This window comes from Vibrio cholerae, from assembly GCF_008369605.1.
Lineage (GTDB): Bacteria > Pseudomonadota > Gammaproteobacteria > Enterobacterales > Vibrionaceae > Vibrio > Vibrio cholerae.
Window position 1 is genome coordinate 847,284 of the sequence record NZ_CP043554.1, and the last position, 25,124, is coordinate 872,407.

25 protein-coding genes are annotated in these 25,124 nt (G+C 47.0%); 18 read left to right on the plus strand and 7 right to left on the minus strand.

Annotated features, from left to right (window positions below; all coding sequences use genetic code 11):
- Positions 1-69 precede the first annotated feature (69 nt).
- Positions 70-945 (minus strand): DMT family transporter, encoded by an 876-nt coding sequence (locus F0316_RS04075; RefSeq protein WP_142549203.1) that lies wholly within the window; start codon positions 943-945, stop codon positions 70-72.
- Here F0316_RS04075 and F0316_RS20335 point away from each other — a divergent pair.
- Complete coding sequence (locus F0316_RS20335; protein WP_079993767.1) at positions 926-1,060, plus strand: hypothetical protein; 135 nt, start codon at positions 926-928, stop codon at positions 1,058-1,060. The genes F0316_RS04075 and F0316_RS20335 overlap by 20 nt on opposite strands.
- Before the next feature lie 2 nt (positions 1,061-1,062).
- On the opposite strand, the gene F0316_RS04085 is transcribed toward F0316_RS20335, so the two are convergent.
- Both F0316_RS04085 and rne read right to left on the minus strand, forming a co-directional pair.
- Positions 1,063-2,622, minus strand: a complete 1,560-nt coding sequence (locus F0316_RS04085) for a SulP family inorganic anion transporter (RefSeq protein ID WP_142549202.1) — start codon at positions 2,620-2,622, stop codon at positions 1,063-1,065.
- 353 nt (positions 2,623-2,975) lie between these two features.
- Positions 2,976-6,134 (minus strand): ribonuclease E, encoded by a 3,159-nt coding sequence (rne, locus tag F0316_RS04090; protein WP_142549201.1) that lies wholly within the window; start codon positions 6,132-6,134, stop codon positions 2,976-2,978.
- Between the two features lie 611 nt (positions 6,135-6,745).
- On the opposite strand from rne, the gene rluC reads away from it, so the two are divergent.
- A complete protein-coding gene (gene rluC, locus F0316_RS04105) occupies positions 6,746-7,693 on the plus strand; it encodes a 23S rRNA pseudouridine(955/2504/2580) synthase RluC (RefSeq protein WP_001002870.1) in 948 nt (315 codons plus the stop codon).
- 107 nt (positions 7,694-7,800) lie between these two features.
- On the opposite strand, the gene F0316_RS04110 is transcribed toward rluC, so the two are convergent.
- Positions 7,801-8,382, minus strand: a complete 582-nt coding sequence (locus tag F0316_RS04110; protein WP_001181928.1) for a Maf family protein — start codon at positions 8,380-8,382, stop codon at positions 7,801-7,803.
- A gap of 147 nt (positions 8,383-8,529) precedes the next feature.
- Between F0316_RS04110 and yceD the strand changes: the two genes are divergently transcribed.
- The 14 genes from yceD to ptsG all read left to right on the plus strand — a co-directional run bounded on the left by yceD (position 8,530) and on the right by ptsG (position 20,938).
- A complete protein-coding gene (gene yceD / locus F0316_RS04115) occupies positions 8,530-9,054 on the plus strand; it encodes a 23S rRNA accumulation protein YceD (protein ID WP_001174444.1) in 525 nt (174 codons plus the stop codon).
- A gap of 34 nt (positions 9,055-9,088) precedes the next feature.
- Positions 9,089-9,259, plus strand: coding sequence for a 50S ribosomal protein L32 (gene rpmF, locus F0316_RS04120; protein ID WP_000290732.1), 171 nt, complete (start codon positions 9,089-9,091; stop codon positions 9,257-9,259).
- A 9-nt stretch (positions 9,260-9,268) separates the two neighbouring features.
- Positions 9,269-10,294 (plus strand): phosphate acyltransferase PlsX, encoded by a 1,026-nt coding sequence (plsX, locus tag F0316_RS04125; RefSeq protein ID WP_084981029.1) that lies wholly within the window; start codon positions 9,269-9,271, stop codon positions 10,292-10,294.
- Between the two features lie 5 nt (positions 10,295-10,299).
- Complete coding sequence (locus tag F0316_RS04130; protein ID WP_149560230.1) at positions 10,300-11,250, plus strand: beta-ketoacyl-ACP synthase III; 951 nt, start codon at positions 10,300-10,302, stop codon at positions 11,248-11,250.
- A 69-nt stretch (positions 11,251-11,319) separates the two neighbouring features.
- Positions 11,320-12,243, plus strand: a complete 924-nt coding sequence (fabD, locus tag F0316_RS04135) for an ACP S-malonyltransferase (protein ID WP_000032624.1) — start codon at positions 11,320-11,322, stop codon at positions 12,241-12,243.
- 27 nt (positions 12,244-12,270) lie between these two features.
- Positions 12,271-13,005, plus strand: coding sequence for a 3-oxoacyl-ACP reductase FabG (gene fabG, locus F0316_RS04140; protein WP_001925763.1), 735 nt, complete (start codon positions 12,271-12,273; stop codon positions 13,003-13,005).
- A gap of 235 nt (positions 13,006-13,240) precedes the next feature.
- Positions 13,241-13,477: an acyl carrier protein gene (acpP, locus tag F0316_RS04145; protein ID WP_000065130.1), complete on the plus strand. Its 237-nt coding sequence runs from the start codon at positions 13,241-13,243 to the stop codon at positions 13,475-13,477.
- Between the two features lie 88 nt (positions 13,478-13,565).
- Positions 13,566-14,810: a beta-ketoacyl-ACP synthase II gene (fabF, locus tag F0316_RS04150; protein ID WP_000044694.1), complete on the plus strand. Its 1,245-nt coding sequence runs from the start codon at positions 13,566-13,568 to the stop codon at positions 14,808-14,810.
- Between the two features lie 77 nt (positions 14,811-14,887).
- Positions 14,888-15,691, plus strand: coding sequence for an aminodeoxychorismate lyase (gene pabC / locus F0316_RS04155; RefSeq protein ID WP_000289971.1), 804 nt, complete (start codon positions 14,888-14,890; stop codon positions 15,689-15,691).
- Positions 15,688-16,704 (plus strand): endolytic transglycosylase MltG, encoded by a 1,017-nt coding sequence (gene mltG / locus F0316_RS04160; protein ID WP_000592350.1) that lies wholly within the window; start codon positions 15,688-15,690, stop codon positions 16,702-16,704. The genes pabC and mltG overlap by 4 nt, the downstream gene beginning before the upstream one ends.
- Positions 16,701-17,339 (plus strand): dTMP kinase, encoded by a 639-nt coding sequence (gene tmk / locus F0316_RS04165; protein ID WP_148548025.1) that lies wholly within the window; start codon positions 16,701-16,703, stop codon positions 17,337-17,339. Before mltG ends, tmk begins: the two co-directional genes overlap by 4 nt.
- Positions 17,332-18,306 (plus strand): DNA polymerase III subunit delta', encoded by a 975-nt coding sequence (locus tag F0316_RS04170; RefSeq protein ID WP_149560231.1) that lies wholly within the window; start codon positions 17,332-17,334, stop codon positions 18,304-18,306. Before tmk ends, F0316_RS04170 begins: the two co-directional genes overlap by 8 nt.
- Positions 18,297-19,064 carry a TatD family hydrolase gene (locus F0316_RS04175; protein ID WP_000497154.1) on the plus strand — a complete coding sequence of 256 codons (768 nt, stop codon included), beginning with the start codon at positions 18,297-18,299 and terminating at the stop codon, positions 19,062-19,064. Before F0316_RS04170 ends, F0316_RS04175 begins: the two co-directional genes overlap by 10 nt.
- Positions 19,065-19,507: 443 nt before the next feature.
- Positions 19,508-20,938, plus strand: a complete 1,431-nt coding sequence (gene ptsG, locus F0316_RS04180) for a PTS glucose transporter subunit IIBC (RefSeq protein ID WP_000475679.1) — start codon at positions 19,508-19,510, stop codon at positions 20,936-20,938.
- A gap of 111 nt (positions 20,939-21,049) precedes the next feature.
- On the opposite strand, the gene F0316_RS04185 is transcribed toward ptsG, so the two are convergent.
- The 3 genes from F0316_RS04185 to F0316_RS04195 form a co-directional block, all read right to left on the minus strand.
- Positions 21,050-21,151 (minus strand): MetS family NSS transporter small subunit, encoded by a 102-nt coding sequence (locus tag F0316_RS04185; RefSeq protein WP_000144235.1) that lies wholly within the window; start codon positions 21,149-21,151, stop codon positions 21,050-21,052.
- Positions 21,151-22,611: a sodium-dependent transporter gene (locus F0316_RS04190; protein ID WP_000818002.1), complete on the minus strand. Its 1,461-nt coding sequence runs from the start codon at positions 22,609-22,611 to the stop codon at positions 21,151-21,153. The genes F0316_RS04185 and F0316_RS04190 overlap by 1 nt, the downstream gene beginning before the upstream one ends.
- 505 nt (positions 22,612-23,116) lie before the next feature.
- Positions 23,117-23,707, minus strand: coding sequence for a porin family protein (locus F0316_RS04195; RefSeq protein ID WP_033931220.1), 591 nt, complete (start codon positions 23,705-23,707; stop codon positions 23,117-23,119).
- 135 nt (positions 23,708-23,842) lie between these two features.
- On the opposite strand from F0316_RS04195, the gene cydH reads away from it, so the two are divergent.
- Positions 23,843-23,932, plus strand: a complete 90-nt coding sequence (gene cydH / locus F0316_RS04200) for a cytochrome bd-I oxidase subunit CydH (RefSeq protein WP_000434306.1) — start codon at positions 23,843-23,845, stop codon at positions 23,930-23,932.
- 18 nt (positions 23,933-23,950) lie between these two features.
- Positions 23,951-25,108: a patatin-like phospholipase family protein gene (locus F0316_RS04205; protein ID WP_172625956.1), complete on the plus strand. Its 1,158-nt coding sequence runs from the start codon at positions 23,951-23,953 to the stop codon at positions 25,106-25,108.
- Positions 25,109-25,124 lie beyond the last annotated feature (16 nt).

The following is a 25,124-nucleotide window of genomic DNA, read 5'->3' on the forward strand; positions in this document are numbered from 1 at the left end:
ACAAACCCTCCGCAAGGAGGGTTTTTTATGCCATGACTTTAGGAAGAGTCAGTAAGATGGCCACTTGAGTTAGGTCCACATCACCAAGATAGCGGCCAGAGCCACTAAGATAAGCCCGAATCCATCTTTAATTCGCACTTTTTGACCTAGCCAGAAGATGGAAATCAACATAGTGAAAAAGATCTCCACTTGGCCAAGCGTTTTCACATAAGGCACGGCTTGCAATGACATGGCGCTAAACCAACCTATCGAGCCTAAGCAACTGCTCACACTGGTCAGCATGACTAACCTCGGGCGTTGCCAAAGCTTGTACAAGGTCGATCTCTCTTTAATGAGCAAGTATCCGACCAAACAGAGTGTTTGCAGCGAGATGACCAACAACAATACCCAAGCTGCGCTGTAAGGGAAGGGGAGTTGTGAGGCGAGACTGGCTTCACGAACCCAGAGTGAAGTGAGAGCAAATGCGCTACCGCTGCTCAAGCCAAGAAGTACGGTCGGGAGTGAAAGCTGTTTAAAACCGCCGTGACTGCTCAGCATAAAGACTCCAACCCCGCCAATCACTACACCAAGCCAGCCTAATACCGTGAGTTGAGTGCCGAAAAACAGCATACCCAAGATTGCAGCCACCAAAGCTTCGCTTTTAGCCAGCCCAGCACCAACCGCGTAGTTGTTGTATTTAAAAAGCTTGACCATTAACGCGGTAGCCAGGATCTGCATGAACGATGCGCTGACCACATAATGCCAAAATGCACTGGAGAAGGTGGGTAATGCGGCAGGTTGCCATTGATAGAGTGCGATCAGATACACGCCAGCAATCGGGCTTGCCCAGAGAAAGCGTGCGAGGGTCACACCTGCTGTTGTCACATCGCCAGATAAACGGCTCTGGAATGCGTTGCGCCATGCTTGCATAAAGGCAGCAAACAGGGTGAGAAAAATCCATGTCATGGTGTGCTCCGGAAGAAAGTGGAAGCACCATGCTAGAGAAAGGCTAAATTATCAGCAAGTTAAATCATCTATGGCTTGCCATCGTGAACAAGGCAGCGCGAGGCTGCCTTGGTGATATTATCCCGCCAAAACATCACTAGCGACTTTGTAGATTGGATCTTCTTTAAGATTGATTTCCACTAAGCTGCCTGCTTTCTGTAATAGAGCGCGGCAGTCTTGACTTAAATGGCGCAAGTGCAAGGTTTTACCAACGGCGGCATAACGTTCCGCTAAGGTTTCTATCGCATCAATCGCTGAATGATCGGCCACGCGTGAGCGAGCGAAATCGACAATCACTTCTTTAGGATCATTGTGCGCATCAAACAATTCAAGGAAGTTCGCGGCCGACCCAAAGAAAATGGGGCCATGAATATGATATTCCTTATGCCCATCAGGATTGATATGGCTGGCTGCGTAAATATGCTTGGCGTGCTCCCATGCAAACATCAACGCAGAGGCAATCACACCGACTGCGACCGCGATCGCTAAATCGGTAAATACGGTGACCACTGTCACCAACACAATGACGAAGAAATCTTGTTTCGGAACTCGGCGCGCTAATTTGAAGGTAGCCCATTCAAAAGTGCCAATCACCACCATAAACATGACGCCGACTAATGCCGCAAGCGGGATCATCTCAATCAAAGAAGCGGTAAACAGGATAAAGCACAGCAGCAATACGGCTGCGACTATCCCCGATAGACGACCACGTCCACCAGAGTTAACGTTGATCATCGATTGCCCAATCATGGCGCAGCCACCCATGGCACCAAACATGGAGCAGGTGATATTGGCTAAGCCTTGCCCCATACATTCACGGTTGGATTGGCCGCGAGTGCCAGTCATTTCATCTAAAACCGTCAGCGTCAGCAGTGACTCTATCAAGCCAATCGCAGCGAGAATTAAAGCATAAGGGAAAATGATCTTTAGGGTTTCCCAAGTCAGAGGTACCGCGGGAATCGAAAAAGAGGGAAGAGAGCCCGCAAGAGTTGCCGCATCATTCCCCGACATAGCCCGCAGAAAATCCACGACGGTACGAGTTTCCAAGCCTAAACCTTGAACCAGCAGAGTGACAGTGACTATCGCCGCCAATGAAGAAGGTATCGCGGTGGTGAGTTTGGGTAGGAAATGGATGATTGCCATCGTTAAGGCAACCAGCCCTAACATGAGGAGCAATTCCTTTTGTGGTAGCCAAGTCATGACTCCGTTGAGATCGGGAGCTTTAAATTGGCCGAGTTGAGCTAGAAAAATCACAATCGCTAGCCCATTCACAAAACCAATCATCACTGGATGCGGTACCATGCGAATAAATTTGCCTAACTTAAACAAGCCTGCTGCGACTTGCAGTAAACCCGTGAGAAGAATCGCGGCAAATAAATACTGCACACCATGGCTTGCGACTAAGCTCACCATCACTACTGCCATTGCTCCGGTTGCCCCAGAAATCATACCGGGCCGACCACCAAAAATGGAGGTAATCAGGCCGACAATAAACGCGGCATAAAGGCCAACCATAGGATCGACCCCCGCGACAAATGCAAAAGCCACCGCTTCTGGTACCAGAGCCAGTGCGACCGTCAACCCAGATAACACATCATTTTTTATTGAGTGCTGCGAGAAAAAAGGGAATTCAAACATGGGCAAAACCGTGTTCCGTATTTGTGCTGCTCATGAATGATGAGCATGAAGTGAACCGAGCCGCTTAACATAAAGTGAAAGATCAAGGTGTGACTAAGCGGGTTAATTTTGAACTGCGGATGCTACAGAATTGAACGGTAGGGTGCAATCATCAATTACAGTGTGAGCCCATATCACCAGCGTGAATAAGGTCATCCCCTTGCTACTTGAGCTTTAGCGTTATTGGCTGCAACGCCAAGTAGTATGTACGCAAGGCATCTACGCAAGAGATGGTGCAAGGCTGTTGGGAAATATAAGAATCACGGGTAAAAGAAAGGGCTGCGTTGGCAGCCCTTATCGTATGGTTTCGCTATTTAGAAGCTTTGCGGCTTACTCATGCCCGCACTGGCTTGATTACGTGCGACTTGACTACCCGCACCACGCGCTTGGTAACGTTCAGCACGTAAAGGCGCGGCGTTAACCTGCACTTCACGGATGTCATCTGAACCTGGTGCTTTAGTCATCGGCGATGAGGCGTACGGCTGTTGGATGACCGCTTTCGCGGTGAGTGATGTTGCACTCACTGTCACTGGCTTAACAACCTTAATTGGTTCTGCCATTTTGTCTGCGATCACTTCAACCGTCGTTTGTGCGACAACCTCGTCACTGATTGTGGCTGGCTCTTCGACTTCAGCGACTTTCGCCACTACGGTTTCTAGCGCAGCAGTTTCTGTTGCTGACTCTTCAATTACCGGAGCTTCAATCACTGCAGCTTCAACCACGACCGGCTCAACGGGTGAGATGAGTGTCTCTGCGATAACGTCAGTAATCACTGGCTCTTGCACTACTGGCTCAGGTTGAACCGCAGCAGTTTCACGACGTACGATGACTTTACCCATCGCCATTTCTGGGAAGGCAACGCCTCCGAGTACACGTGGCGCTGCCACTTTTTCGCTTTCTACTACTGCAGTTGCTGCAGTCGGTGTTACATGAGTCACATGTTGAGCACCTTCAGCAGTTTCATGGCGCGACTGTGGACGCGGCGCTAAGTCGTAGCGAGGCATCACTTTACCCATGGCCATCTCAGGAGAGGCAACCCCACCTTTACGCAGACGGAATGGGTTAGGGCGACGATCACGACCGCGACGGCGACGCTGGCCGCTGGCGCGCAGATGACGTGGCGAGCGGCGATTACGACGCTGCTTCTGATCATCTTGCTCGTTATCCTCTTGAGCCGAATCCGCAAAATCATCGGTTGCAGGCAGATTAACTGGCGCTGGAGCGTCGAACGCATTGTCAACAGGAGCTGTAGACAGGTTGTCTAACTCTTCTGCGGCAAGCTGATCTTTGACTCGAATTTGCTTCGAGAGCTTACGACGTTGACGACGTTCTTTAACAACCGCGGCTTTCTCTTCTTTAGGCTCAACGGCTTTAACTTCTTGTTGTGCTTCAGCCGCTAATTGGCGACCTTGCTCAAGCAATTTAGCCGTTTTGCTTTCATCTCGTTTATTACGACGATCTTGACGTTCTGGACGCTCCGTTTCTGGACGTTCATTGCGGTCATTACGTTCGTTACGCTCACCACGCTCTTGCTTTGGCTTGCGCTCTTGTGGCTTACGGTTGTTGTTTGATGTCTCTTTATCGTTACGCTCGTTGTTTTCCTCATTACCGCGGCGACGGTTTTTGTCACGAGGGTTACGACGACGATCATTATTACGATCGTTACGTTCACGACGAGGTTTGTCTTGTTCACTGTTCTGCGTTACAGGTGCTTCTACTTTGGCCGCTTCCGGTGTCGCAGAGAATAGGCTCGCAATCGCTTTAAACACACGGCTAAAGAAACCAGGCTGCGCAGGTTGCTGTACCTCTGCAACAGGTTGAGGTTCTGCTTTAGGTTTTGGTGTTGGAGCAGGAACCGCTTCCGCAGGCGCTGCAAAACCTTTCAGTACTGGCTCTTCAATACGTTTTGGTTTGAGCTCAACATCGACCACTTCTTTGCCTTCCGCTTCTTTCATCGCTTCCAGCTTTTTCGGGATCAGGTAAGAGAGAACATCTTGCTCTTCACCTTCACGCACACGGATCACTTCAAAGTGCGGTGTTTCCATATCGGAATTTGGCACGATAGTAATGCGAACTTGCTGCGCTTTTTCAATGTGATTGATTGAGCGACGCTTCTCGTTTAACAGATAAGACGCGATAGAGACAGGTACCACCGCAAGCACTTGCGATGTGTTGTCTTTGAGTGCTTCTTCTTCAATTAAGCGCAGAACAGAAAGTGCCAAAGATTCGTTGTCACGAATCACGCCGGTTCCTTTACAACGAGGACAGATGTGATGGCTTGCTTCTGCCAGAGAAGGGCTCAAACGTTGACGCGACATTTCCAGCAAACCAAAGCGAGAAATACGGCCAATTTGAACGCGAGCACGGTCAACACGCACTGCTTCACGTAGACGATTTTCCACCTCACGCTGGTGGCGAACAGGGGTCATATCGATGAAGTCGATCACCACAAGACCACCGAGGTCACGCAGACGCAATTGGCGTGCGATTTCATCTGCAGCTTCTAGGTTGGTATTGAGAGCGGTCTCTTCAATATCGCCACCTTTGGTTGCGCGGGCAGAGTTGATGTCGATGGAAGTCAAGGCTTCGGTTGGGTCAATAACGATTGAGCCACCAGAAGGCAGGCGAACTTCACGTTGGAAAGCCGATTCAATCTGGCTTTCGATTTGGAAATGGCTGAACAGCGGTACTTCGCCTTCGTATTTTTTCACACGATTGACGAAATCTGGGCGCACTAAACGAATATGCTCAAGAGCACGCTCGTAAATGCTGTTGCTGTCGATAAGAATTTCACCAATATCACGACGCAAGTAATCACGGATCGCACGAACAATCACGTTACTTTCTTGGTGAATAAGGAAAGGTGCAGGATTTGAATCAGACGCTTGTTTAATCGCACTCCAGTGCTTAAGCAGTACATTTAAGTCCCACTCTAGCTCTTCAGCGCTTTTACCTACGCCTGCGGTACGAACAATTAAGCCCATACCTTGTGGCAGTTCTAGTGAGCTGAGTGCTGATTTCAGTTCAGTGCGCTCATCGCCTTCGATACGACGAGAAATACCGCCAGCACGAGGGTTATTTGGCATCAGAACTAAGTAGCTGCCCGCTAGAGAGATAAAGGTGGTTAGGGCTGCACCTTTGCTACCGCGCTCCTCTTTCTCGATTTGCACGATCACTTCCTGACCTTCGTTCAGCACATCTTTGATGTTTGGACGACCTTGGTAGCTATAACCATCAGGGAAGTATTCACGAGCGATTTCTTTGAGAGGGAGGAAACCGTGTCTTTCAGCACCGTAGTCAACGAATGCAGCTTCAAGACTGGGTTCAATGCGGGTAATGCGGCCTTTGTAGATATTTGCTTTTTTCGATTCGTGTCCCGGACTTTCAATATCCAGATCGAACAGACGTTGGCCATCGACCAACGCGACACGCAACTCTTCTTTTTGAGTTGCGTTAATTAACATTCTTTTCATTTAGAAATCTCATTTTCTTATATAGTTTTGATTCTTGTTTTTGTTGCCGAGTTTCGTTTTCACGGTGCCAGATCCCATGGCTTATTCGATACAGCCTCCCGGCTGGAGGGGATGCTCTGGGGCACATCAGTATTCACAAGCCAACGATTGCCTGTGATCCGCTATAAAGGCGGTGGGTACTCAACATGAAAAGGCGACGAGTAGAGCAACAAAAAGCCTCAAACAGTGTGTCTTACGCCGTGTGCTGCACCTTGTTTTCGACTGACTACTCATTAATTTGCCAGAAATTGAACGGTAAAGAACAAAATGCCACCAGTTCAGCTCTTGCAGCTGTGAACTATAGCAGTGACTGCCAAAGTCAGCAATCAGCTTTCCAATGTAGCGCAAATTATTTGCGGGAGATTACAAAAAACCAACAATCTAACTTATTGTTAAATAAAGATAAGGTGATTGAAATGTTAGACTTGGAGCATCCGTGCGACCAAATTAGGTAGTGAGCCCAAGGTTAACTTGGTTAAATTGTCGGCAAATGGGGTTGATGCTAATGAAAAATGGCTTTTTTTGTTGCTAAGAAAATGTGACTTTAACTCGATTCCAGATAGAATAGCGCCATGAACGAAATCAGAACTCAAGTCCAGTTCATCGACATTGATGAAGACATGGCTGGTCAGCGCATTGATAATTTTTTGCGCAACCAATTAAAAAATATTCCCAAAAGCGTGGTTTATCGAATTCTACGTAAGGGAGAAGTGCGCGTGAACAAAAAACGCGTAAAAGCAGAATACAAGCTCGAAGCGGGCGATGTGGTGCGTGTGCCTCCCGTCACCGTGGAAGTCAAAGAGAACGAGCCTGCTCCACCGAGTACCAAACTCAGTAAAGTGGCGGAATTAGAACACTGTATTGTCTATGAAGACGATCATTTACTCATCCTCAATAAACCGTCAGGTACGGCAGTGCATGGTGGGAGCGGTTTACACTTTGGTGCCATTGAAGCCTTGCGCGCCCTGCGCCCCCAAGCGCGTTTTCTTGAGTTAGTACACCGTATTGACCGTGATACCTCTGGGATTTTGCTGGTGGCCAAAAAACGCTCGGCACTGCGTCACTTACAAGCTCAGTTTCGCGAGAAAACAGTGCAGAAGTACTACTACGCTTTAGTCATGGGACATTGGGATGCAGAGTGTAAAGTGGTCAATGCGCCGTTGCTGAAAAATGAAGTCAACAGCATAGTGCGCGTGAATCCCAACGGTAAGCCGTCGGAAACCCGATTCCGTATTCTTGAGAAGTTTGCTGAAGCGACGTTAGTTCAAGCGAGTCCTGTGACTGGGCGTACGCACCAAATCCGTGTACACACCCAGTACATGGGGCATCCAATCGCGTGGGATGATCGTTATGGTGATCGCCGCTTTGATGCTTATACAGCGCAATTTGGGATTGAGCGCCTGTTTTTGCATGCGGCAAACATCCAATTTGTGCATCCTGCCAGCGAGAAAAAGTTGGAAATCCATGCGCCACTCGAAGCGCATTTGGAGCAAGCTCTGGCAAAAATGCGTCAGGCTTAACCGTAAACCGGATGTCTAAACAAGAAAAGGGCGATAATTCGCCCTTTTCTGTTAGTTTTTTCGTGATAAAACCTTGCGGTGTCCGTTGTGCAATGCCAACGCAAAAGTCAAATGACATTGAGCCCTTCATTTTCTAACAACTGAATGAGCTTAATCAGGGGTAAGCCGATGAGCGAATTGGGGTCGTCGCCTTCCAAGCGTTCAAACAAGGCAATGCCTAATCCCTCACTTTTAAAGCTACCTGCACAGTGCAGTGGTTGCTCAGCCTCGACATAACGTCTAGCCATACTCTCGGATAAGGTTCGAAAATGTACCGTAAAGGTATCGCAAAGCACCTGTGTTTGCTGAGTTTGGTTGTTAAAAAGCGCTAAGCCAGTATAAAAGGTAATCGCTTGACCACTTTGGCGTAAAAGTTGTTCAACGGCTTTTTCAGTAGTTAAGGGTTTACCGATGATTTGGTTATCGATCACGCAGACTTGATCTGACCCAATCACTAAGCTCGGGTCTGCTAAAAAGCAGCTACGCGCTTTGTTTTCAGCCAAGCGCATCACTAAGTGTTCGGGGGTTTCTCCGATTAACGGCGTTTCGTCGCAATCAGGTTTTGCAGTGACGAAAGGCAGCTTTAATTTCGCCAGAATTTGTTGGCGAAATGGAGAGGTAGAAGCTAAAACTAGTTGGTAATTTTGCATTTTACTTTACAATCATCGCGTGTTTGACAGCAGCATAACGTATCCTAATGCGCTGTTCATAATGCTCTCTGTGGAAAGGGAAAAAAAACCAAGTTTTTTGCCTTTTTCTTTGACTAAATCTGTTTTGGAAGATAATATTCGCGCCCTATGCAAAAGGTAAAAATACCGCGAACGGTTGATCCGGCTAAAGCCGCTCAGAAAAGATTAGACTTTGATGGCATCATCCAAGTTAATTTGTTCAAGCGCTTAGAGGAGTCAGTCGCAGGCGTTAAACGCGACGCTGAAGTTTCATTGTCATTTGAGATTGATGAACAGCAACTGGTTGTTATCTCTGGTAAAGCTAACATCGAAGTTGATTTAGAGTGTCAGCGCTGTAACGAGGTTTTCGCACATGAGTGCGAAGTTGAATTTACTTATACCCCTTACTTAGGTCGTAAAAGTGAAGAAGACGCCCCAGACGAGTATGATTTGGTAGATCTAAACGAGTTTGGTGAGGTTGACCTAGTTCAGTTAGTTGAAGACGAGTTCATCTTAAATTTGCCTCAAGTTGCGATGCATGACGAAGCGGATTGTAGCGTTGATTCAGACAATTTGGTGTTTGGTGAACTTCCAGAAGAAGTTTTGGAAGAGAAGCCGAATCCATTCGATGTTTTAAAAAGCTTGAAGAAGTAATTCGCTAAGCATTCTTAACATAGGAGTAGGGTCCATGGCCGTACAACAAAACCGTAAAACACGTTCAAGACGTGGCATGCGTCGTTCACACGATGCGCTAACTGCTGCAGCGCTATCTGTAGACGCAACTTCAGGTGAAACTCACCTGCGCCACAACGTAACCGCTGAAGGTTACTACCGTGGTAAAAAGGTTATCAACAAGTAAGGTTGACCTTTGCAAAATTTAACCGTTGCACTTGATGCAATGGGCGGGGATTTCGGTCCACGCGTAACAGTGCCTGCCGCCGTGCAGGCACTGTCACATTTCCCAGAGCTAAAAGTGATCTTAGTGGGTGATCAACATCAGATCACTCAACAACTCTCTCTTCTTGGTTATTCGGCCGATACGCGTTTAAGTATTGTGCACAGTGACCGTGTCATCTCCAACTCCGAAAAACCTTCGCTTGCTTTACGTCATAGTGCTGGCAGTTCTATGGGCATGGCGATTGATCTTGTTGCTGAAAATCAAGCGGATGCGTGTGTCAGTGGCGGAAATACCGGCGCTTTGATGGCGCTGTCGCGTTTTCGTCTCAAATTGCTACCGGGTATTGATCGTCCGGCGCTGGTTTCTGCTCTGCCCACTATTTCTGGCCGCAAAACCTGGATGCTCGATCTGGGCGCGAATGTCTCAAGTGATGCCGATTCTCTGTTTCAATTTGCGGTGATGGGCGCCGCGCTTGCTGAGCAGCATCTGCAGCAAGCTCCACGAGTGGCAATTTTAAACATCGGTGCAGAAGAGATTAAAGGCAATGATCTGGTTAAGCGCTGTGCGGAAATGCTGACCCAAACTAAGGCGATCAATTTCATTGGTTATATTGAGGGTAATCAACTGTTAACTGATGCGGCAGATGTGATAGTGTGCGATGGCTTTGTCGGGAATGTCTGCCTTAAAGCGTGTGAAGGAACAGCGCAACTCTTTATCGATAAGTTAAAAAAATCGCTTTTAGCCTCATCCATAAAGGGTTGGATTGCAAGAAAACTGTTTTCTGAGCTCTTTACTGAATTAAAAACCCTGAACCCCGACCAGTATAACGGCGCAAGTTTGCTAGGATTGCGCGGCATTGTCATTAAGAGTCATGGAAGTGCTGATGTATCCGCGGTCGTGAATGCGATTTCTGAAGCGGTGCATGAGGTGAAACGACAAGTACCCAGCCGTATAAGCGATCGTTTGGAAGCGGTTTTACTCGAGAGGCATTATTAGTCTTCATGTATAGCAAAATTTTAGGTACTGGCAGCTACTTGCCATCTCAGGTGCGTACTAACGCAGACTTAGAGAAAATGGTAGAGACCAGTGATGAGTGGATTGTTGCTCGTACTGGTATTTGCGAGCGTCGTATTGCGGCTGACAATGAAACCGTTGCCGATATGGCATTCTTCGCTGCGCAAAATGCCATAAACATGGCCGGTATTGATAAACACGACATCGATATGATTATTGTGGCGACCACCAGTGCGAGCCACACTTTCCCATCAGCCGCTTGCCAAGTGCAAGGCAAACTGGGAATTAAAGGATGTCCAGCGTTTGATTTGGCCGCAGCGTGTTCTGGTTTTATGTACGCGCTCTCTATTGCTGATCAGCATGTCAAATCTGGCATGTGCAAACATGTTTTGGTGATTGGTGCGGATGCGTTGTCCAAAACCTGTGACCCCACAGATCGTTCGACCATTATCTTATTTGGGGATGGTGCTGGCGCGGTAGTGGTGGGTGCAAGTAACGAGCCGGGCATTCTTTCTACTCACATCCACGCGGATGGCGAGTTTGGTGATTTACTGAGCCTTGAAGTGCCGGTTCGTGGTGGTGATAGCGATAAATGGCTGCACATGGCGGGGAACGAAGTGTTCAAAGTCGCAGTAACTCAACTATCTAAACTGGTAGTTGATACGCTAAAAGCTAACAACATGCACAAGTCTGAGCTCGATTGGTTGGTACCACATCAAGCGAACTACCGGATTATCTCAGCAACCGCGAAAAAACTTTCGATGTCGCTCGATCAGGTGGTGATTACCTTAGACCGTCATGGCAACACCTCTGCGGCGACTGTGCCTACAGCGTTGGATGAAGCCGTGCGTGATGGTCGTATTCAGCGTGGGCAGATGCTCCTGCTCGAAGCTTTTGGTGGCGGTTTCACATGGGGCTCTGCTCTGGTGAAGTTCTAAACGCACAATGAATTTTGACTTTAAGGAGTCCTAGGACTCCTTATCCATTCTTAGATGAAGGAAAGATTTATGAGTAAGTTTGCTATCGTATTTCCAGGTCAGGGCTCGCAAGCAGTAGGTATGTTGGCTGACCTTGCCGAGCAGTATGCTGTGGTAAAACAAACATTCGCCGAAGCTTCAGAAGTGCTTGGTTACGATCTGTGGGCTCTGGTTCAAGATGGCCCAGTGGAAGATCTCAACCAAACTTTCCGAACTCAACCTGCGTTGCTTGCCGCCTCTGTTGCGATTTGGCGTGTATGGCAGCAACTGGGTCTTGAGCAACCTGCGGTTTTAGCCGGTCACAGCTTGGGTGAATATTCAGCACTGGTATGTGCGGGCGTGATTGATTTTAAACAAGCGATCAAGCTGGTTGAGCTGCGTGGTCAATTGATGCAACAAGCGGTGCCTGCCGGTACGGGTGCAATGTACGCGATCATCGGTTTAGAAGATGAGGCGATTGCTAAAGCCTGTGCGGACGCGGCGCAAGGTGAAGTGGTTTCTCCTGTAAACTTTAACTCACCAGGCCAAGTGGTTATTGCTGGTCAAAAAGATGCGGTTGAGCGTGCGGGCGTTCTATGTAAAGAAGCGGGCGCGAAACGTGCTCTGCCTCTGCCAGTTTCCGTACCATCACACTGCGCGTTGATGAAGCCTGCTGCCGATGAATTGGCAAAAACTCTAGCAGAGCTTGAATTCAATGCACCACAAATTCCGGTCATCAATAACGTTGATGTTGTGGCTGAAACGGATCCGGTAAAAATTAAAGATGCGTTGATTCGTCAACTCTACAGCCCAGTTCGTTGGACTGAATGCGTTGAACAAATGAGCGCACAAGGTGTCGAAAAGCTGATTGAAATGGGACCGGGTAAAGTATTGACTGGTCTAACAAAACGTATTGTAAAAACCCTAGAAGGTGTCGCAGTCAATGACGTGGCTTCTTTGGATGCGGTGAAATAACAACAGGAAGAAAACATGAGTCAATTCATGAATCTAGAGGGCAAAGTTGCTCTTGTGACTGGCGCAAGCCGCGGCATTGGTAAAGCGATTGCTGAACTCTTAGCTGAACGTGGTGCCAAAGTGATTGGTACGGCAACCAGCGAAAGCGGTGCGCAGGCGATCAGCGACTACTTGGGTGACAAAGGCAAAGGTATGGCATTGAATGTGACCAATCCTGAGTCGATTGAAGCGGTTCTGAAAGCCATTACCGACGAGTTCGGCGGCGTTGACATTCTGGTGAACAATGCTGGTATCACTCGCGATAACCTGCTGATGCGCATGAAAGAAGAAGAGTGGTCAGACATTATGGAGACCAATCTGACGTCGATTTTCCGTCTGTCTAAAGCCGTTTTGCGTGGCATGATGAAAAAACGTCAAGGTCGTATCATCAATGTTGGCTCTGTTGTTGGCACTATGGGTAACGCAGGTCAAGCTAACTACGCGGCAGCAAAAGCGGGCGTAATTGGCTTTACTAAGTCAATGGCGCGTGAAGTTGCATCACGCGGTGTGACCGTCAACACAGTTGCACCAGGTTTTATCGAAACTGATATGACAAAAGCGCTGAATGACGAGCAACGTACTGCTACACTAGCGCAGGTTCCAGCAGGTCGACTGGGGGATCCTCGTGAAATTGCGTCTGCGGTTGCTTTCCTTGCATCACCAGAAGCGGCATACATCACCGGCGAGACACTGCATGTCAACGGCGGTATGTACATGATCTAACAATTTTGCCTTATTGAGCGATTGAGCAAATTCAGCGCTCGTGAGGCAAATTTGTGTGAAAAATGTAAGTAACATGCATAATATTTATGCATGATTTATATCAAAAATGGTGTGAATTTCGGTTAAAATCGCCTAATTTGTGGTTAGACCAGAAACCTCACGCTTGCAACTTTCCCTAGTTCGAATAAACTACGGAATCATCGCATTAGGCGAAATCTGTAAAGGAAAAGAAAAAATGAGCAACATCGAAGAACGCGTAAAGAAAATCATTGTTGAACAGCTAGGTGTAGACGAAGCAGAAGTAAAGAATGAATCTTCTTTCGTTGAAGACCTGGGTGCTGATTCTCTGGACACTGTTGAGCTGGTAATGGCTCTGGAAGAGGAATTCGATACTGAGATTCCTGATGAAGAAGCAGAGAAGATCACTACTGTTCAAGCTGCGATCGATTACGTAACCAGCAACGCTCAGTAATCTCTCCTCAGGCGGCTCACTGGCCGCCTGAATTTTTCTTAGTTCTCAACCCTCTCTCATTTCAATTTCAATTCCGGAGAATATTATCGTGTCCAAGCGTCGCGTTGTTGTCACTGGCATGGGTATGTTGTCACCGGTAGGCAACACTGTAGAGTCATCTTGGAAAGCCTTGTTGGCCGGCCAAAGCGGCATCGTCAACATTGAGCACTTCGACACTACCAATTTTTCTACTCGTTTCGCAGGCCTGGTAAAAGGTTTTGACTGCGAACAGTACATGTCAAAAAAAGATGCTCGCAAAATGGATTTGTTTATCCAGTATGGTATTGCTGCGGGCATTCAGGCTTTGGAAGATTCAGGCCTAGAAGTTAATGAAGAAAATGCTGCACGCATTGGTGTAGCCATTGGTTCGGGTATCGGCGGCCTTGAGCTGATTGAAACCGGACATCAAGCTTTAATCGAGAAAGGCCCACGCAAGGTTAGCCCTTTCTTTGTACCCTCAACCATTGTCAACATGATTGCCGGTAACTTGTCTATCATGCGTGGCTTACGTGGTCCCAATATTGCGATCTCTACCGCCTGTACCACGGGCTTGCACAATATCGGCCATGCAGCACGGATGATTGCTTACGGTGATGCGGATGCGATGGTTGCAGGTGGTGCAGAAAAAGCATCAACGCCACTGGGCATGGCAGGTTTTGGTGCGGCGAAAGCACTGTCAACTCGTAATGATGAACCGCAAAAAGCGTCTCGTCCTTGGGATAAAGACCGTGATGGTTTCGTGCTCGGTGACGGTGCCGGCATCATGGTGCTCGAAGAGTACGAACACGCGAAAGCGCGTGGCGCGAAAATTTACGCAGAAGTGGTTGGCTTCGGTATGTCAGGTGATGCTTATCATATGACTTCACCGAGTGAAGACGGCTCTGGCGGTGCGCTGGCGATGGAAGCGGCCATGCGTGATGCAGGCGTGACTGGTGAGCAGATTGGTTATGTTAATGCTCATGGTACTTCTACCCCTGCGGGCGATGTGGCTGAAGTGAAAGGCATTAAACGTGCGTTGGGTGAAGCAGGGACTAAGCAAGTTCTGGTTTCTTCTACCAAGTCCATGACGGGTCACTTATTAGGTGCTGCAGGTTCTGTCGAAGCGATCATCACAGTGATGTCTTTGGTGGATCAAATGGTTCCACCGACCATCAATCTGGATAATCCTGAAGAAGGTTTGGGTGTGGATTTAGTACCGCATGTTGCCCGTAAAGTTGAGAACATGGAATACGCCATGTGTAACTCGTTTGGCTTTGGTGGTACTAACGGTAGCTTGATTTTCAAGCGCATGTAAAAACTTCATCACTCTTTACTTGAGTTAAGACGGCTTGATGCATAGCATTGAGCCGTTTCTTTTTATGGAGTGAGAGCATGTACTGGGTCAATGGTCAACGGCGTAATGAAGTGCCTATTCATGATCGATCATTTCAGTATGGCGATGGTTGCTTCACGACTATACTGACCAAAGAAGGTCAGGTGCAGCAATGGTCCTCACATAAGGCGCGATTACAGGCCTGTCTTGATATCTTGCACATACCCGAGCCCAATTGGGATCGGGTATGGCAGGGACTGCAAAGCATGATCCTGCCGCAGGAGAAAGCTGGACTGAAAATACACATCAGCCGAGGTTTGGGAGGGCGTGGTTACAGTCCTACTCAAGTGAGTGAAAGCAGTGTTACTATTAGCGCCTTTGCTTTTCCTGCCCACTATCAAGCATGGCGTGATAAGGGATTGGCTGTGGGGATTTGTCAGCAGCGAATGGGATTAAATCCTCTGTTGGCGGGGCACAAACATAATAATCGACTGGAGCAGATCCTACTCAAACGCGAGATGGATAACGCGGGATGGGATGATGGGGTCTGTTTAGACATCAATGGCAAGGTGATTGAAACCACCGCAGCTAATATATTTTGGTGTAGAGATGGGACGATGTTTACACCTTGTTTAAGACATGCCGGAGTCGCCGGTGTTGCGCGTCGACAGATACTCGAACTCGCGCAGCAACAAGAGATTCCTATTGTGATTGATGAATTTACGCTGGAAGACCTATTGAGTGCTGAGGAAGTGTTTATTACCAATGCCTTACTTGAGGTCGCTCCAGTCACACAAATTGGTCAACAACGATTGACGATAGGTAGCATGACGCGACGATTTCAGGAGAGTAGTAATTCGTGATTAAAAAGCTGGTATTGGTGTTGGTTGCTCTGATCGGTATTGTGGCAGGCAGCTACTTTTATGTTGTTAAGCAGATGGATCAGTATCTGGCTCAGCCTTTGATGATCCAAGAGGCTCAGCTCGTCACGATCGCCTCAGGGACCACTCTCAGTCGAGAGCTGGCCCAGTTAACCGAACAAGCTTGGATCCAAGATAGCTTTGTTGCCGAATGGGTACGTCGTTTTCATCCTGAACTCTCCAAAATTAAGGCAGGAACTTACAAGCTACAACCTGATATGTCTTTAGAGCAGGCTTTGGCGCTATTGGTTTCTGGTAAAGAGCATCAATTTTCCATCACCTTCGTGGAAGGCAGTCGTTTTCAAGAGTGGCGGGATATCCTCGCAAGCAACGAAAACATCACCCAGCAACTGACGGGTCTGAATGAAATCGATATTGCGAAGGCTTTAGGCATTGAGCATGAAAAGCTGGAAGGTTTGTTTCTTGCCGAAACGTATCATTTTACGAAAGGAACCAGCGATGTAGAGATCCTCAAACGAGCTAATCAGAAATTGGAAAAGTTTCTGCAAGTGACTTGGGAGCATCGCCAAGAGGGACTGCCGATCCAGACGCCTTATGAGGCCTTAATCCTTGCCTCGATCATTGAAAAAGAAACCTCAATTGCCGAGGAACGCGAACGCATTGCGGCCGTTTTCATTAATCGTTTGAATAAGCGCATGCGCTTACAAACGGATCCAACAGTGATTTACGGGATGGGAGAGACCTACGATGGCAATATCCGTAAGAAAGATTTGCGTGCCCGTACACCATATAACACCTATGTGATCAATGGGTTACCTCCAACGCCTATCGCAATGCCCGGAGAAGCGTCAATTTATGCCGCACTCAATCCTGAACAGAGTGATTATCTTTACTTTGTGGCAAGCGGTGAGGGTGGACACAATTTCTCTAAGACACTCGCAGATCATAACCGTGCTGTGCGTGCTTATCTCAAAAAACTTAGAACAAAACAATGAACGCAAAATTTATCGTAATTGAAGGTCTTGAAGGGGCGGGCAAAAGCACGGCGATTCAAGTAGTGGTAGAAACCTTAATGCAAAATGGGATTGATCACATCACTCGCACTCGTGAACCCGGCGGTACGCTGTTGGCTGAGAAGCTGCGTGCGTTAGTGAAAGAAGAACATCCGGGCGAAGAGCTTAAAGACATTACTGAGTTACTCTTGGTGTATGCCGCGCGAGTACAACTGGTGGAAAATGTTATTAAACCCGCGTTAGCAAGAGGTGAGTGGGTGGTCGGTGATCGCCATGATATGTCCTCTCAAGCTTATCAAGGTGGTGGCCGACAAATTGCACCAAGCACGATGCAAAGCCTCAAACAGACCGCGCTTGGGGATTTCAAACCCGACTTAACCTTATATTTGGATATTGACCCTAAGCTTGGTTTGGAACGTGCTCGCGGCCGTGGTGAGTTGGATCGCATTGAAAAAATGGACATCAGCTTTTTTGAGCGTGCTCGTGAGCGTTACCTTGAATTAGCCAATAGCGATGATTCTGTGGTTATGATTGATGCAGCACAGTCGATTGAACAGGTCACGGCCGATATTCGTCGTGCTTTACAAGATTGGTTGAGTCAAGTTAACCGTGTCTAATCTCAATTCTCTTTACCCTTGGTTAGTTCCCGTCTGGCAGCCTTGGCAAGCGGGATTAGCTGCAGGAAAAATCTCGTCAGCGACGTTAATTCAAGCACCAGAAGGATTAGGCGTTGAGAGTTTGGTTGAACTCATGGCCCGCACCTTGATGTGTACGAGTAGCCAAAGTGAGCCATGCGGTTTTTGCCATAGTTGCGGTCTAATGCAATCGGGAAATCATCCCGACTTTCATGTTGTTAAGCCTGAAAAGGTCGGGAAATCGATCACGGTGGAGCAAATTCGCCAGATGAATCGTATCGCCCAAGAGTCGTCCCAGCTCTCCGGTTATCGCTTGATTGTGATTGAGCCTGCCGATGCGATGAATGAATCTTCCGCCAACGCGCTACTGAAAACGCTCGAAGAGCCTGCACCAAACTGTCTATTTATTTTGGTTACCTCTCGGATTAAGCATCTTTTGCCGACGATAGTTAGCCGTTGCCAAAGATTAGTGATCCCTGCGCCAACCACTGCGTTGGTGGTTGAGTGGCTAAAAGGGCAGGGGGTCACGACGCCTGCTTACGCCTTACATCTTTGCGCGGATTCACCGCTCAAAACCCGTGCCTTTATGCTAGAAGGGGGCGCGGAAAAATATCATGAGCTTGAAAGCCAACTGATGAATGCGCTGAGTGGCGATGTGAATGCGCAACTTAAATGTATCGCACTCATCGATGCCGATCTGACCACGCATTTGTATTGGGTTTGGTGTGTTTTGACCGATGCGCAAAAAATTCACTTTGGTGTGCAGCAAGACTATTATCCCCCAGCAAGTGCCGTATTAGCTGGCCGTTTTACCTATTCTAAACTTCATGTGCAGACAGCGAGCTTGGAAAGGCTGATGGAACAATTGAACCAGTTCAGTGGATTGAATACAGAACTGCTGTTGCTGCAATGGTTATATCAATTTAGTGATGAGGAAACATGTTTGTAGATTCTCATTGTCATCTCGACAAGTTGGATTACCAAGACTTACACGCGGATGTCAGCGATGTGCTCGACAAAGCGCACCAAGCCAAAGTGGAATATTTACTCTCGGTTGGCGTTACGCTTGATTCTTTCCCTAAGATGCTCGCGATGATCGAGCCTTTCTCGCAAGTGTATGCTTCTTGTGGTGTGCATCCACTGGATGTGCAGAGTGATTTCTCGCTCGACCTTTTCCACCAATATGCACAGCATCCTCGAGTGGTTGCGATTGGCGAAACGGGGTTGGATTATCATTACCAACCTGAAACCGCCGATTTACAAAAACTGCGTTTTCGGCAGCAGATTGAGACTGCAGTGGCTCTGAATAAACCGCTGATCATTCATACTCGTAATGCTCAACAAGATACCCTTCAATTACTGAGAGAAGGAAAAGCGCAGCAGTGTGGTGGTGTGATTCACTGTTTCACAGAGGATCTTGCTTTTGCTCAAGCTGCGATGGAGCTGGGATTCTACATCTCTATTTCAGGGATTGTGACTTTCCGACAAGCAACCGATCTTAAAGAGGTTGTGAAAGCTTTACCTCTGGATCGTCTCTTAATTGAAACGGATTCACCTTATCTCGCCCCAGTACCGCATCGTGGTAAAGAGAACCAACCTGCTTATGTGGTCGAAGTCGCTGCCTATATTGCCGCTCTAAAAGGCGTTTCTTTGACAGAAGTTGCGCAAAAAACAACACAAAACTTTCAAAATCTTTTTTTGCGATGAAAATCATATTTAGATAAAAAAGCGAGCGTTTGCTCGCTTTTTTATTCGTCAAATAAATAAGAAATTCTAAATAAGCAGGTGTTTACTGTATTTGTTGAAAAATAGAGCGGAATTCCTCAAATTGTAATTTTGTTACTAAAAATAACATGCGTATCTATTTTATTTACCCAGTAAAATTAATGCTATCAATAATTAGTTCTATATAAAACATATGTTTAGGTTGATTTTTGAGTTGAAAATGAAAGGTTGCCGATTGTGATCTAATTAGTAATTTGAAACTTAATTTCGTCGCAAACTAGAAAATTTGAGGGGTATCAAGATATATTTAGAGCCGGAAAATATAATGCAAAAAGTGGTTACATTTTCACTGGGTGCTAACATTTAGGCTACGGGGGTATGCCGTTAGTCCCAGCAATTCTAATAACTTAATCAGGAGCATAAACATGTTTAAGAACGCTTTTGCGAATCTGCAAAAGGTCGGTAAGGCGCTGATGCTGCCAGTATCAGTTTTGCCTGTCGCCGGTATTTTGCTAGGCGTGGGTGCCGCTAATTTTAGCTGGCTACCAGAAGTGGTATCACATCTCATGGAACAGGCGGGTGGTTCAGTCTTTGGTCAAATGCCATTGCTATTTGCGGTCGGTGTTGCCCTAGGCTTTACTAACAACGACGGTGTATCTGGTCTGTCTGCTATCGTCGGTTACGGCATTATGGTTGCGACTTTAAAAGTCATGGCAACTGTGATGGGCGTGAGCGGCATCGATACTGGTGTTCTGGGTGGTATCCTAGCTGGTGGTGTTGCAGCTTGGTCATTCAACCGTTTCTACAAAATTCAACTGCCTGAATACCTGGGCTTCTTTGCAGGTAAACGTGCTGTTCCAATCATCACTGGTTTTATTTCGATTGCACTGGGTGTGGTTCTGTCATTCATTTGGCCACCAATCGGTTCTGCGATCGCCACTTTCTCTGACTGGGCGGCAAACCAAGATCCTGTAACCGCATTTGGTATCTACGGTATCGTTGAGCGTTCACTGATCCCATTTGGTCTACATCACATTTGGAACGTACCTTTCTTCTACCAAGCTGGTACTTGTGTGAATGGTGCGGGTGAAACCGTTAACGGCATCATGACTTGCTTCCTAACAGCAGACGATGCTTCTCGTGCGGCAGGCAATGGCTTCGGTCAATTGGCAGGTGGCTACTTGTTCAAAATGTTCGGTCTTCCAGCCGCTGCATTTGCTATCGCTCACTGTGCTAAGCCTGAAAACCGTGCAAAAGTAATGGGTATCATGGCTTCTGCTGCTCTGACTTCATTCCTAACAGGTATTACTGAGCCAATCGAATTCGCATTCTTGTTCGTAGCTCCAGTACTGTACGCTATCCACGCTGTATTAGCAGGTCTGGCTTACGTTCTGACTAACGCGCTGGGCGTGGTTCACGGTCATACCTTCTCTAACGGTTTCATTGACTTTGTTGTTCAATCACCACGTGCAGATAACATGTTACTGCTGGTTGGCTTAGGCATTGGCTACGCTGTGCTGTACTACGTAGTATTCACATTCGTTATCCGTGCTCTTAACCTAAAAACACCAGGTCGTGAAGACGAGAGCGCTGATAAATCGGCATCAAGCGGTAATGAGCTGGCTGGTGATCTGGTTGCCGCATTCGGTGGTAAAGCGAACATTACTAACCTAGATGCGTGTATCACTCGTTTGCGTGTATCGGTAGCCGATACTGCTCTGGTTGATCAGGATAAGCTGAAAAAGCTTGGTGCAGCAGGTGTGGTTATGGTTTCTGGTGGTGTACAAGCTATCTTCGGTACTAAATCAGACAACCTGAAAACTGAAATGGATGAGTGGATCCGTAACAACGGTTAATCTCATTCTTCCCCCTAGAGAAAAGGAGACCTTAGGTCTCCTTTTTTATGTTTTGAGGAATCTGCCATTGAGCCACAGATTCCTCGTCGTTCTGTATCCGTCTTTACGTGGTTAGGATGAAGCCTTGTCCATCGCTTTCTTTATGCAGATGGCTGCGCCACCCCATGTGATCCCAAGACCGATAATCATCATGATAATTGCACTGAATGTCATTAGTATGCTTCCTTACGTGAGCCTGCATTGATCAGAATCCCGATCACCAATAGAGCAGCGATAATCGCCCAGCCAAGTGTTAAATCGTAGCCACCGTAACCTTCGGTGAAGAGAGCTTGCAGTTTAGTAGCGACGATAATCGCCAAGATAACGGGTGAAACAAAGCGCAGGCAGATATCAAACCAAACTCCAACGCTAAAATCAGAGATGCTGTTGACGTATTTACGAACATCAGAAATCTTCAATAGCCAAGTCATCAATACCAGTTCCACCAAACAGCTGGCCATGATGCCCACGTTGTTCGCAAAGTGGTCAACCAAATCCAGTAGTAGCAAGCCGCCATTGGTTGCAAAAGCCATGGAAACTAAAAAGCCAATACCAATAACGATGTTTGCGGCTTTCTTACGGCTCCAACCGAGCTTATCAATCAGCGCAGAGGTGACGGCTTCCATGATGGAAATGTGTGAGCTCAAACCTGCAACAACCAAGGCTAAGAAGAACAAAGGACCTAAGATGTATGGGATTGGCAACAAGTTGATCGCCGCTGGTAAGGTAACAAAAGCAAGACCAACACCGGCTGAAACGACTTCCGTCAATGGTTTTCCTTGTTCTTGAGCCATATAGCCCAATACCGAAAAGATCATGATCCCAGCCAGTACGGAGAAACCACAGTTAATCAACACGGTCATAAAGGCGTTGTTGGTAATATCGGATTTCTCAGGTAGGTAGCTTGAATACGCTAGCATGATTGCGAAGCCGATACTCAGAGTAAAGAAAATCTGCCCATAAGCGGCTGCCCAAACTTTTACATCCCAGATTTTGCTGAAATCGGGCTGGAACATATAGTTCACGCCATCCAATGCACCGGGTAGGAAGATCATGCGAGCGATCAGAATCAGCACCATGATAAATAGAATCGGCATCATGATTTTTGATGCACGTTCAATGCCTTTTTTGACCCCACCCACAATGGCTGCATAAGTGATGACCCAAGCAATCAACATAGCAAATGCGATGTGCCATTGAATGCTGCCTAAATTTGTGGGCGAGTTATCTCCTAACTTCAGGTATTCGCTGAAGAAATAAGCGTTAGTGTCGCTGCCCCAACTCTGGGTAAACGACATACCAAAGTAGGAAATAGCCCAACCAATCACCGCGACATAATAAACAGCAATGACGGCTGCGATACCAACTTGGAACCAGCCTAACCACTCAAATTTTGAGTGAATTTTGGCGAGTGTCGTTGGCGCTGAACCCCGATGTTTCTGACCCATACTGAACTCTAGGATCATAAACGGAATGCCTGCAGTGACCATGGCGAAAAGATAAGGGATGAAAAATGCACCCCCACCATTTTCATAGGCCATATAAGGGAAACGCCAGATGTTACCAAGGCCAATTGCTGACCCTACGGCGGCTAATACGAATCCAACACGGGATCCCCATTGTTCTCGCTTCATAAACAACTCCTTGTAATATCCTAGGGTATGAAGCTTTTCGTCAGCAGTCGCTGAATCTGGGGGAAAAGGAGGCAAAGTTATCCGTACAATATTTGCGCGGCCAACTTTTGCTCTATCATCCATGATTCCGCAAAAAGTTAGTTATATATATTGGTTGCTGTCCGAAAACCTAGAATTTAATTCTTAGTTACGCGATGTGTGTTTGCGAAATCTGAAATAATCAGCTACGCAATGGTTCGAGACTACCGTTTTATTTTGTAGGTGGCAATAGATTATATAGGTTGCTCGTTTGTTAATTGTAGGTTGTATTCTTTGGGTTTGGGTGACTTTATCGAGGATTATGGTGTTTGATTGGTGAGAGTTAGTGAATCTCACTGAGATCGGTAAATTGAACTGATAGAACTATCTAATATAAAAGAAAGAGTGTCTGTCTAAAAAACAGCCACCCTTTAGAGGATATGCCCAGTTTTGCGAGTTTGTTAAAATTTGGGACTAAAAGCGGTCATCAGAAGCGAATGGTAAACCCGACATAGGCTGAGGCTTGGTTTAGCCAATCGGACTTAAATTTCACCACGCAGCTTTCTGACGAAGGCAGGGTGCATATCGCGCTTGAATCATTATCAACCATGGTGCCCAACCAACGTAATTGAGCATTCAGTGCGACGTTGGAGGCAATGCGGTATTCAACACCACCAAATGCGCCAGCAGAAAAACCGAATTTCTTATCTGCCCATGCTACATCGGTATAAGCTCCGCCAATACCCAGGCCAATGAAGGAAGAGAGCTTTTCTGCTACTGGATAGTAAATGCTGCTTTGAAAATGCAGATAATGAATAGAGGCATCTTGATTGACTAAAGTTTGGACTTCGGTAGGTTGCGTAGAATAAAACAAGCCAATTCGGCCGTTGTCGTAGGTAGTTTCAATAGCTAAAGCGTAGCTGCTGGAGTTCTCAAGATCATATTGACGGCCAGCTTGATCGAGAACTTTGCCTCCCAAAGTGTAACCGACGGAAGGCGTCACCATCCACTCTGCAGCAGAAAGTGGCGCAAAGAGCAGAAATAACGTGTTGAGAATAAATAGACTTATTTGACGCATATGCAGATCCTAGCCAAGTGTTTGACGACCAAGGTATTGTGATAGTAACTGCATAATCGTGCACGAAAAATCAGCAAATCTTGAAGATACTTCACACCGATGTTATTACTTTGTTGTATAACCAAGGAGGTTTCTATGGAACAAGATCTGAAGTTTGCGCTAGCAATTGTTGCGATCACCTTCACTGTGTTGATCGGCTTTGGAGTGATTGCAATTACACACTAGTCTTGGGTGGTCCTGCAAATGAAGAGTGGTGGAGTTGTTTCTGATGCAAGGACTGAGCTCGATACTCAGCGTCTAGCCAAATACATTGGTGGTAAACATGCACTGGTTGCCCAAGGGGGCGGCCAAAGAGGTATTTTTACGGCTGGTGTACTGGACGCTTTTCTATTATCTAATTTTGACCCTTACCATGAGTTTTATGGCACTTCAGCTGGTGCCTTGAATTTGTGCGCCTTTTTATCTCGCCAAACCGGGTTAAGTAAAGCCTTTATTTTAGAGCTGACCACTCGCGCAGAGTTTTTCCATCTATTTAGCTACATCCGACGTAAACAATATATGAATATGCAGTGGGCGCTGGATCGGATCGGTGAATACCCTTATCGCTTAGATTTGGACATGGCACGTCAGGCTTTAGGTAAGCGCAAGGCTTATGCGGCAGTCACATCTGCGGATGACTTAAAAGATGCCTATTTTCCTATGTTAGGCGCAGATTGGCAGCAAGTACTTTTAGCGACCTGTGCTATCCCTGGCCTTTATCCTGAGCCTGTTACGCTTGCGGGGAAGCAATATATTGATGGGGGTGTTTCAGCACCAATTCCGGTGCAAGAAGCGTGGCGTAAAGAGGCTCGCTTTATCACGGTGATCCGTACTGAATTTATGTCGAAGGAGGAAGAAACGCCATCGCCCTCAGCGACAGAATTACCACTGTGGTTGCGTGAGCCACTGAGCCATTTTCAACACCAGCTGCAGCATAAGTGGTCAGGATGGCGTCAAGAGTGGAATGAATTCCTGCAACAACAAAAGCGGCGTGCAAAAGAGCAGAAAAAAGAGCAGAAGCATCTGGATGCCCTGAATGGTGGGCGCTGGTTATTTGGGGCTGATGATATTTATCGGCTCAGTCATTTATTGGGTAGCAAGTTTGATGCGGGGCTGGCGGATTTATTAATGGTCCACTATCAAACCTATACGCTGACTTCTGAGTTTCTTGACGCACATCATGACGATACATTTATCGCGCAAATTATGCCAAGTGAGCCTTTGCACTCGAATTCGTTATTGAGTTCACCAGAGGCGCTGCAATATGACTATGAGCTAGGACTGAAAGCGGGTTACCGCTTTTTAAAAACGTATAGTGAAGCTGAGACTTTCCGTAAAGCTCTCCCTCACAACCGGATGTGAGGTAAAGAGAAGAAGG

Bases quoted from the DNA above. Each gene is read 5' to 3' on its own strand.
- F0316_RS04185 (WP_000144235.1), bottom strand. From the start codon at position 21,151: ATGACATTCAGTGCAATTATCATGATGATTATCGGTCTTGGGATCACA.
- tmk (WP_148548025.1), top strand. From the start codon at position 16,701: ATGAACGCAAAATTTATCGTAATTGAAGGTCTTGAAGGGGCGGGCAAA.
- fabG (WP_001925763.1), top strand. From the start codon at position 12,271: ATGAATCTAGAGGGCAAAGTTGCTCTTGTGACTGGCGCAAGCCGCGGC.
- F0316_RS04190 (WP_000818002.1), bottom strand. From the start codon at position 22,611: ATGAAGCGAGAACAATGGGGATCCCGTGTTGGATTCGTATTAGCCGCC.
- acpP (WP_000065130.1), top strand. From the start codon at position 13,241: ATGAGCAACATCGAAGAACGCGTAAAGAAAATCATTGTTGAACAGCTA.
- F0316_RS04205 (WP_172625956.1), top strand. From the start codon at position 23,951: ATGAAGAGTGGTGGAGTTGTTTCTGATGCAAGGACTGAGCTCGATACT.
- rne (WP_142549201.1), bottom strand. From the start codon at position 6,134: ATGAAAAGAATGTTAATTAACGCAACTCAAAAAGAAGAGTTGCGTGTC.
- F0316_RS04110 (WP_001181928.1), bottom strand. From the start codon at position 8,382: ATGCAAAATTACCAACTAGTTTTAGCTTCTACCTCTCCATTTCGCCAA.
- F0316_RS04130 (WP_149560230.1), top strand. From the start codon at position 10,300: ATGTATAGCAAAATTTTAGGTACTGGCAGCTACTTGCCATCTCAGGTG.
- F0316_RS04175 (WP_000497154.1), top strand. From the start codon at position 18,297: ATGTTTGTAGATTCTCATTGTCATCTCGACAAGTTGGATTACCAAGAC.
- pabC (WP_000289971.1), top strand. From the start codon at position 14,888: ATGTACTGGGTCAATGGTCAACGGCGTAATGAAGTGCCTATTCATGAT.
- ptsG (WP_000475679.1), top strand. From the start codon at position 19,508: ATGTTTAAGAACGCTTTTGCGAATCTGCAAAAGGTCGGTAAGGCGCTG.
- F0316_RS04075 (WP_142549203.1), bottom strand. From the start codon at position 945: ATGACATGGATTTTTCTCACCCTGTTTGCTGCCTTTATGCAAGCATGG.
- fabD (WP_000032624.1), top strand. From the start codon at position 11,320: ATGAGTAAGTTTGCTATCGTATTTCCAGGTCAGGGCTCGCAAGCAGTA.
- rpmF (WP_000290732.1), top strand. From the start codon at position 9,089: ATGGCCGTACAACAAAACCGTAAAACACGTTCAAGACGTGGCATGCGT.
- F0316_RS04085 (WP_142549202.1), bottom strand. From the start codon at position 2,622: ATGTTTGAATTCCCTTTTTTCTCGCAGCACTCAATAAAAAATGATGTG.
- cydH (WP_000434306.1), top strand. From the start codon at position 23,843: ATGGAACAAGATCTGAAGTTTGCGCTAGCAATTGTTGCGATCACCTTC.
- yceD (WP_001174444.1), top strand. From the start codon at position 8,530: ATGCAAAAGGTAAAAATACCGCGAACGGTTGATCCGGCTAAAGCCGCT.
- rluC (WP_001002870.1), top strand. From the start codon at position 6,746: ATGAACGAAATCAGAACTCAAGTCCAGTTCATCGACATTGATGAAGAC.
- F0316_RS04195 (WP_033931220.1), bottom strand. From the start codon at position 23,707: ATGCGTCAAATAAGTCTATTTATTCTCAACACGTTATTTCTGCTCTTT.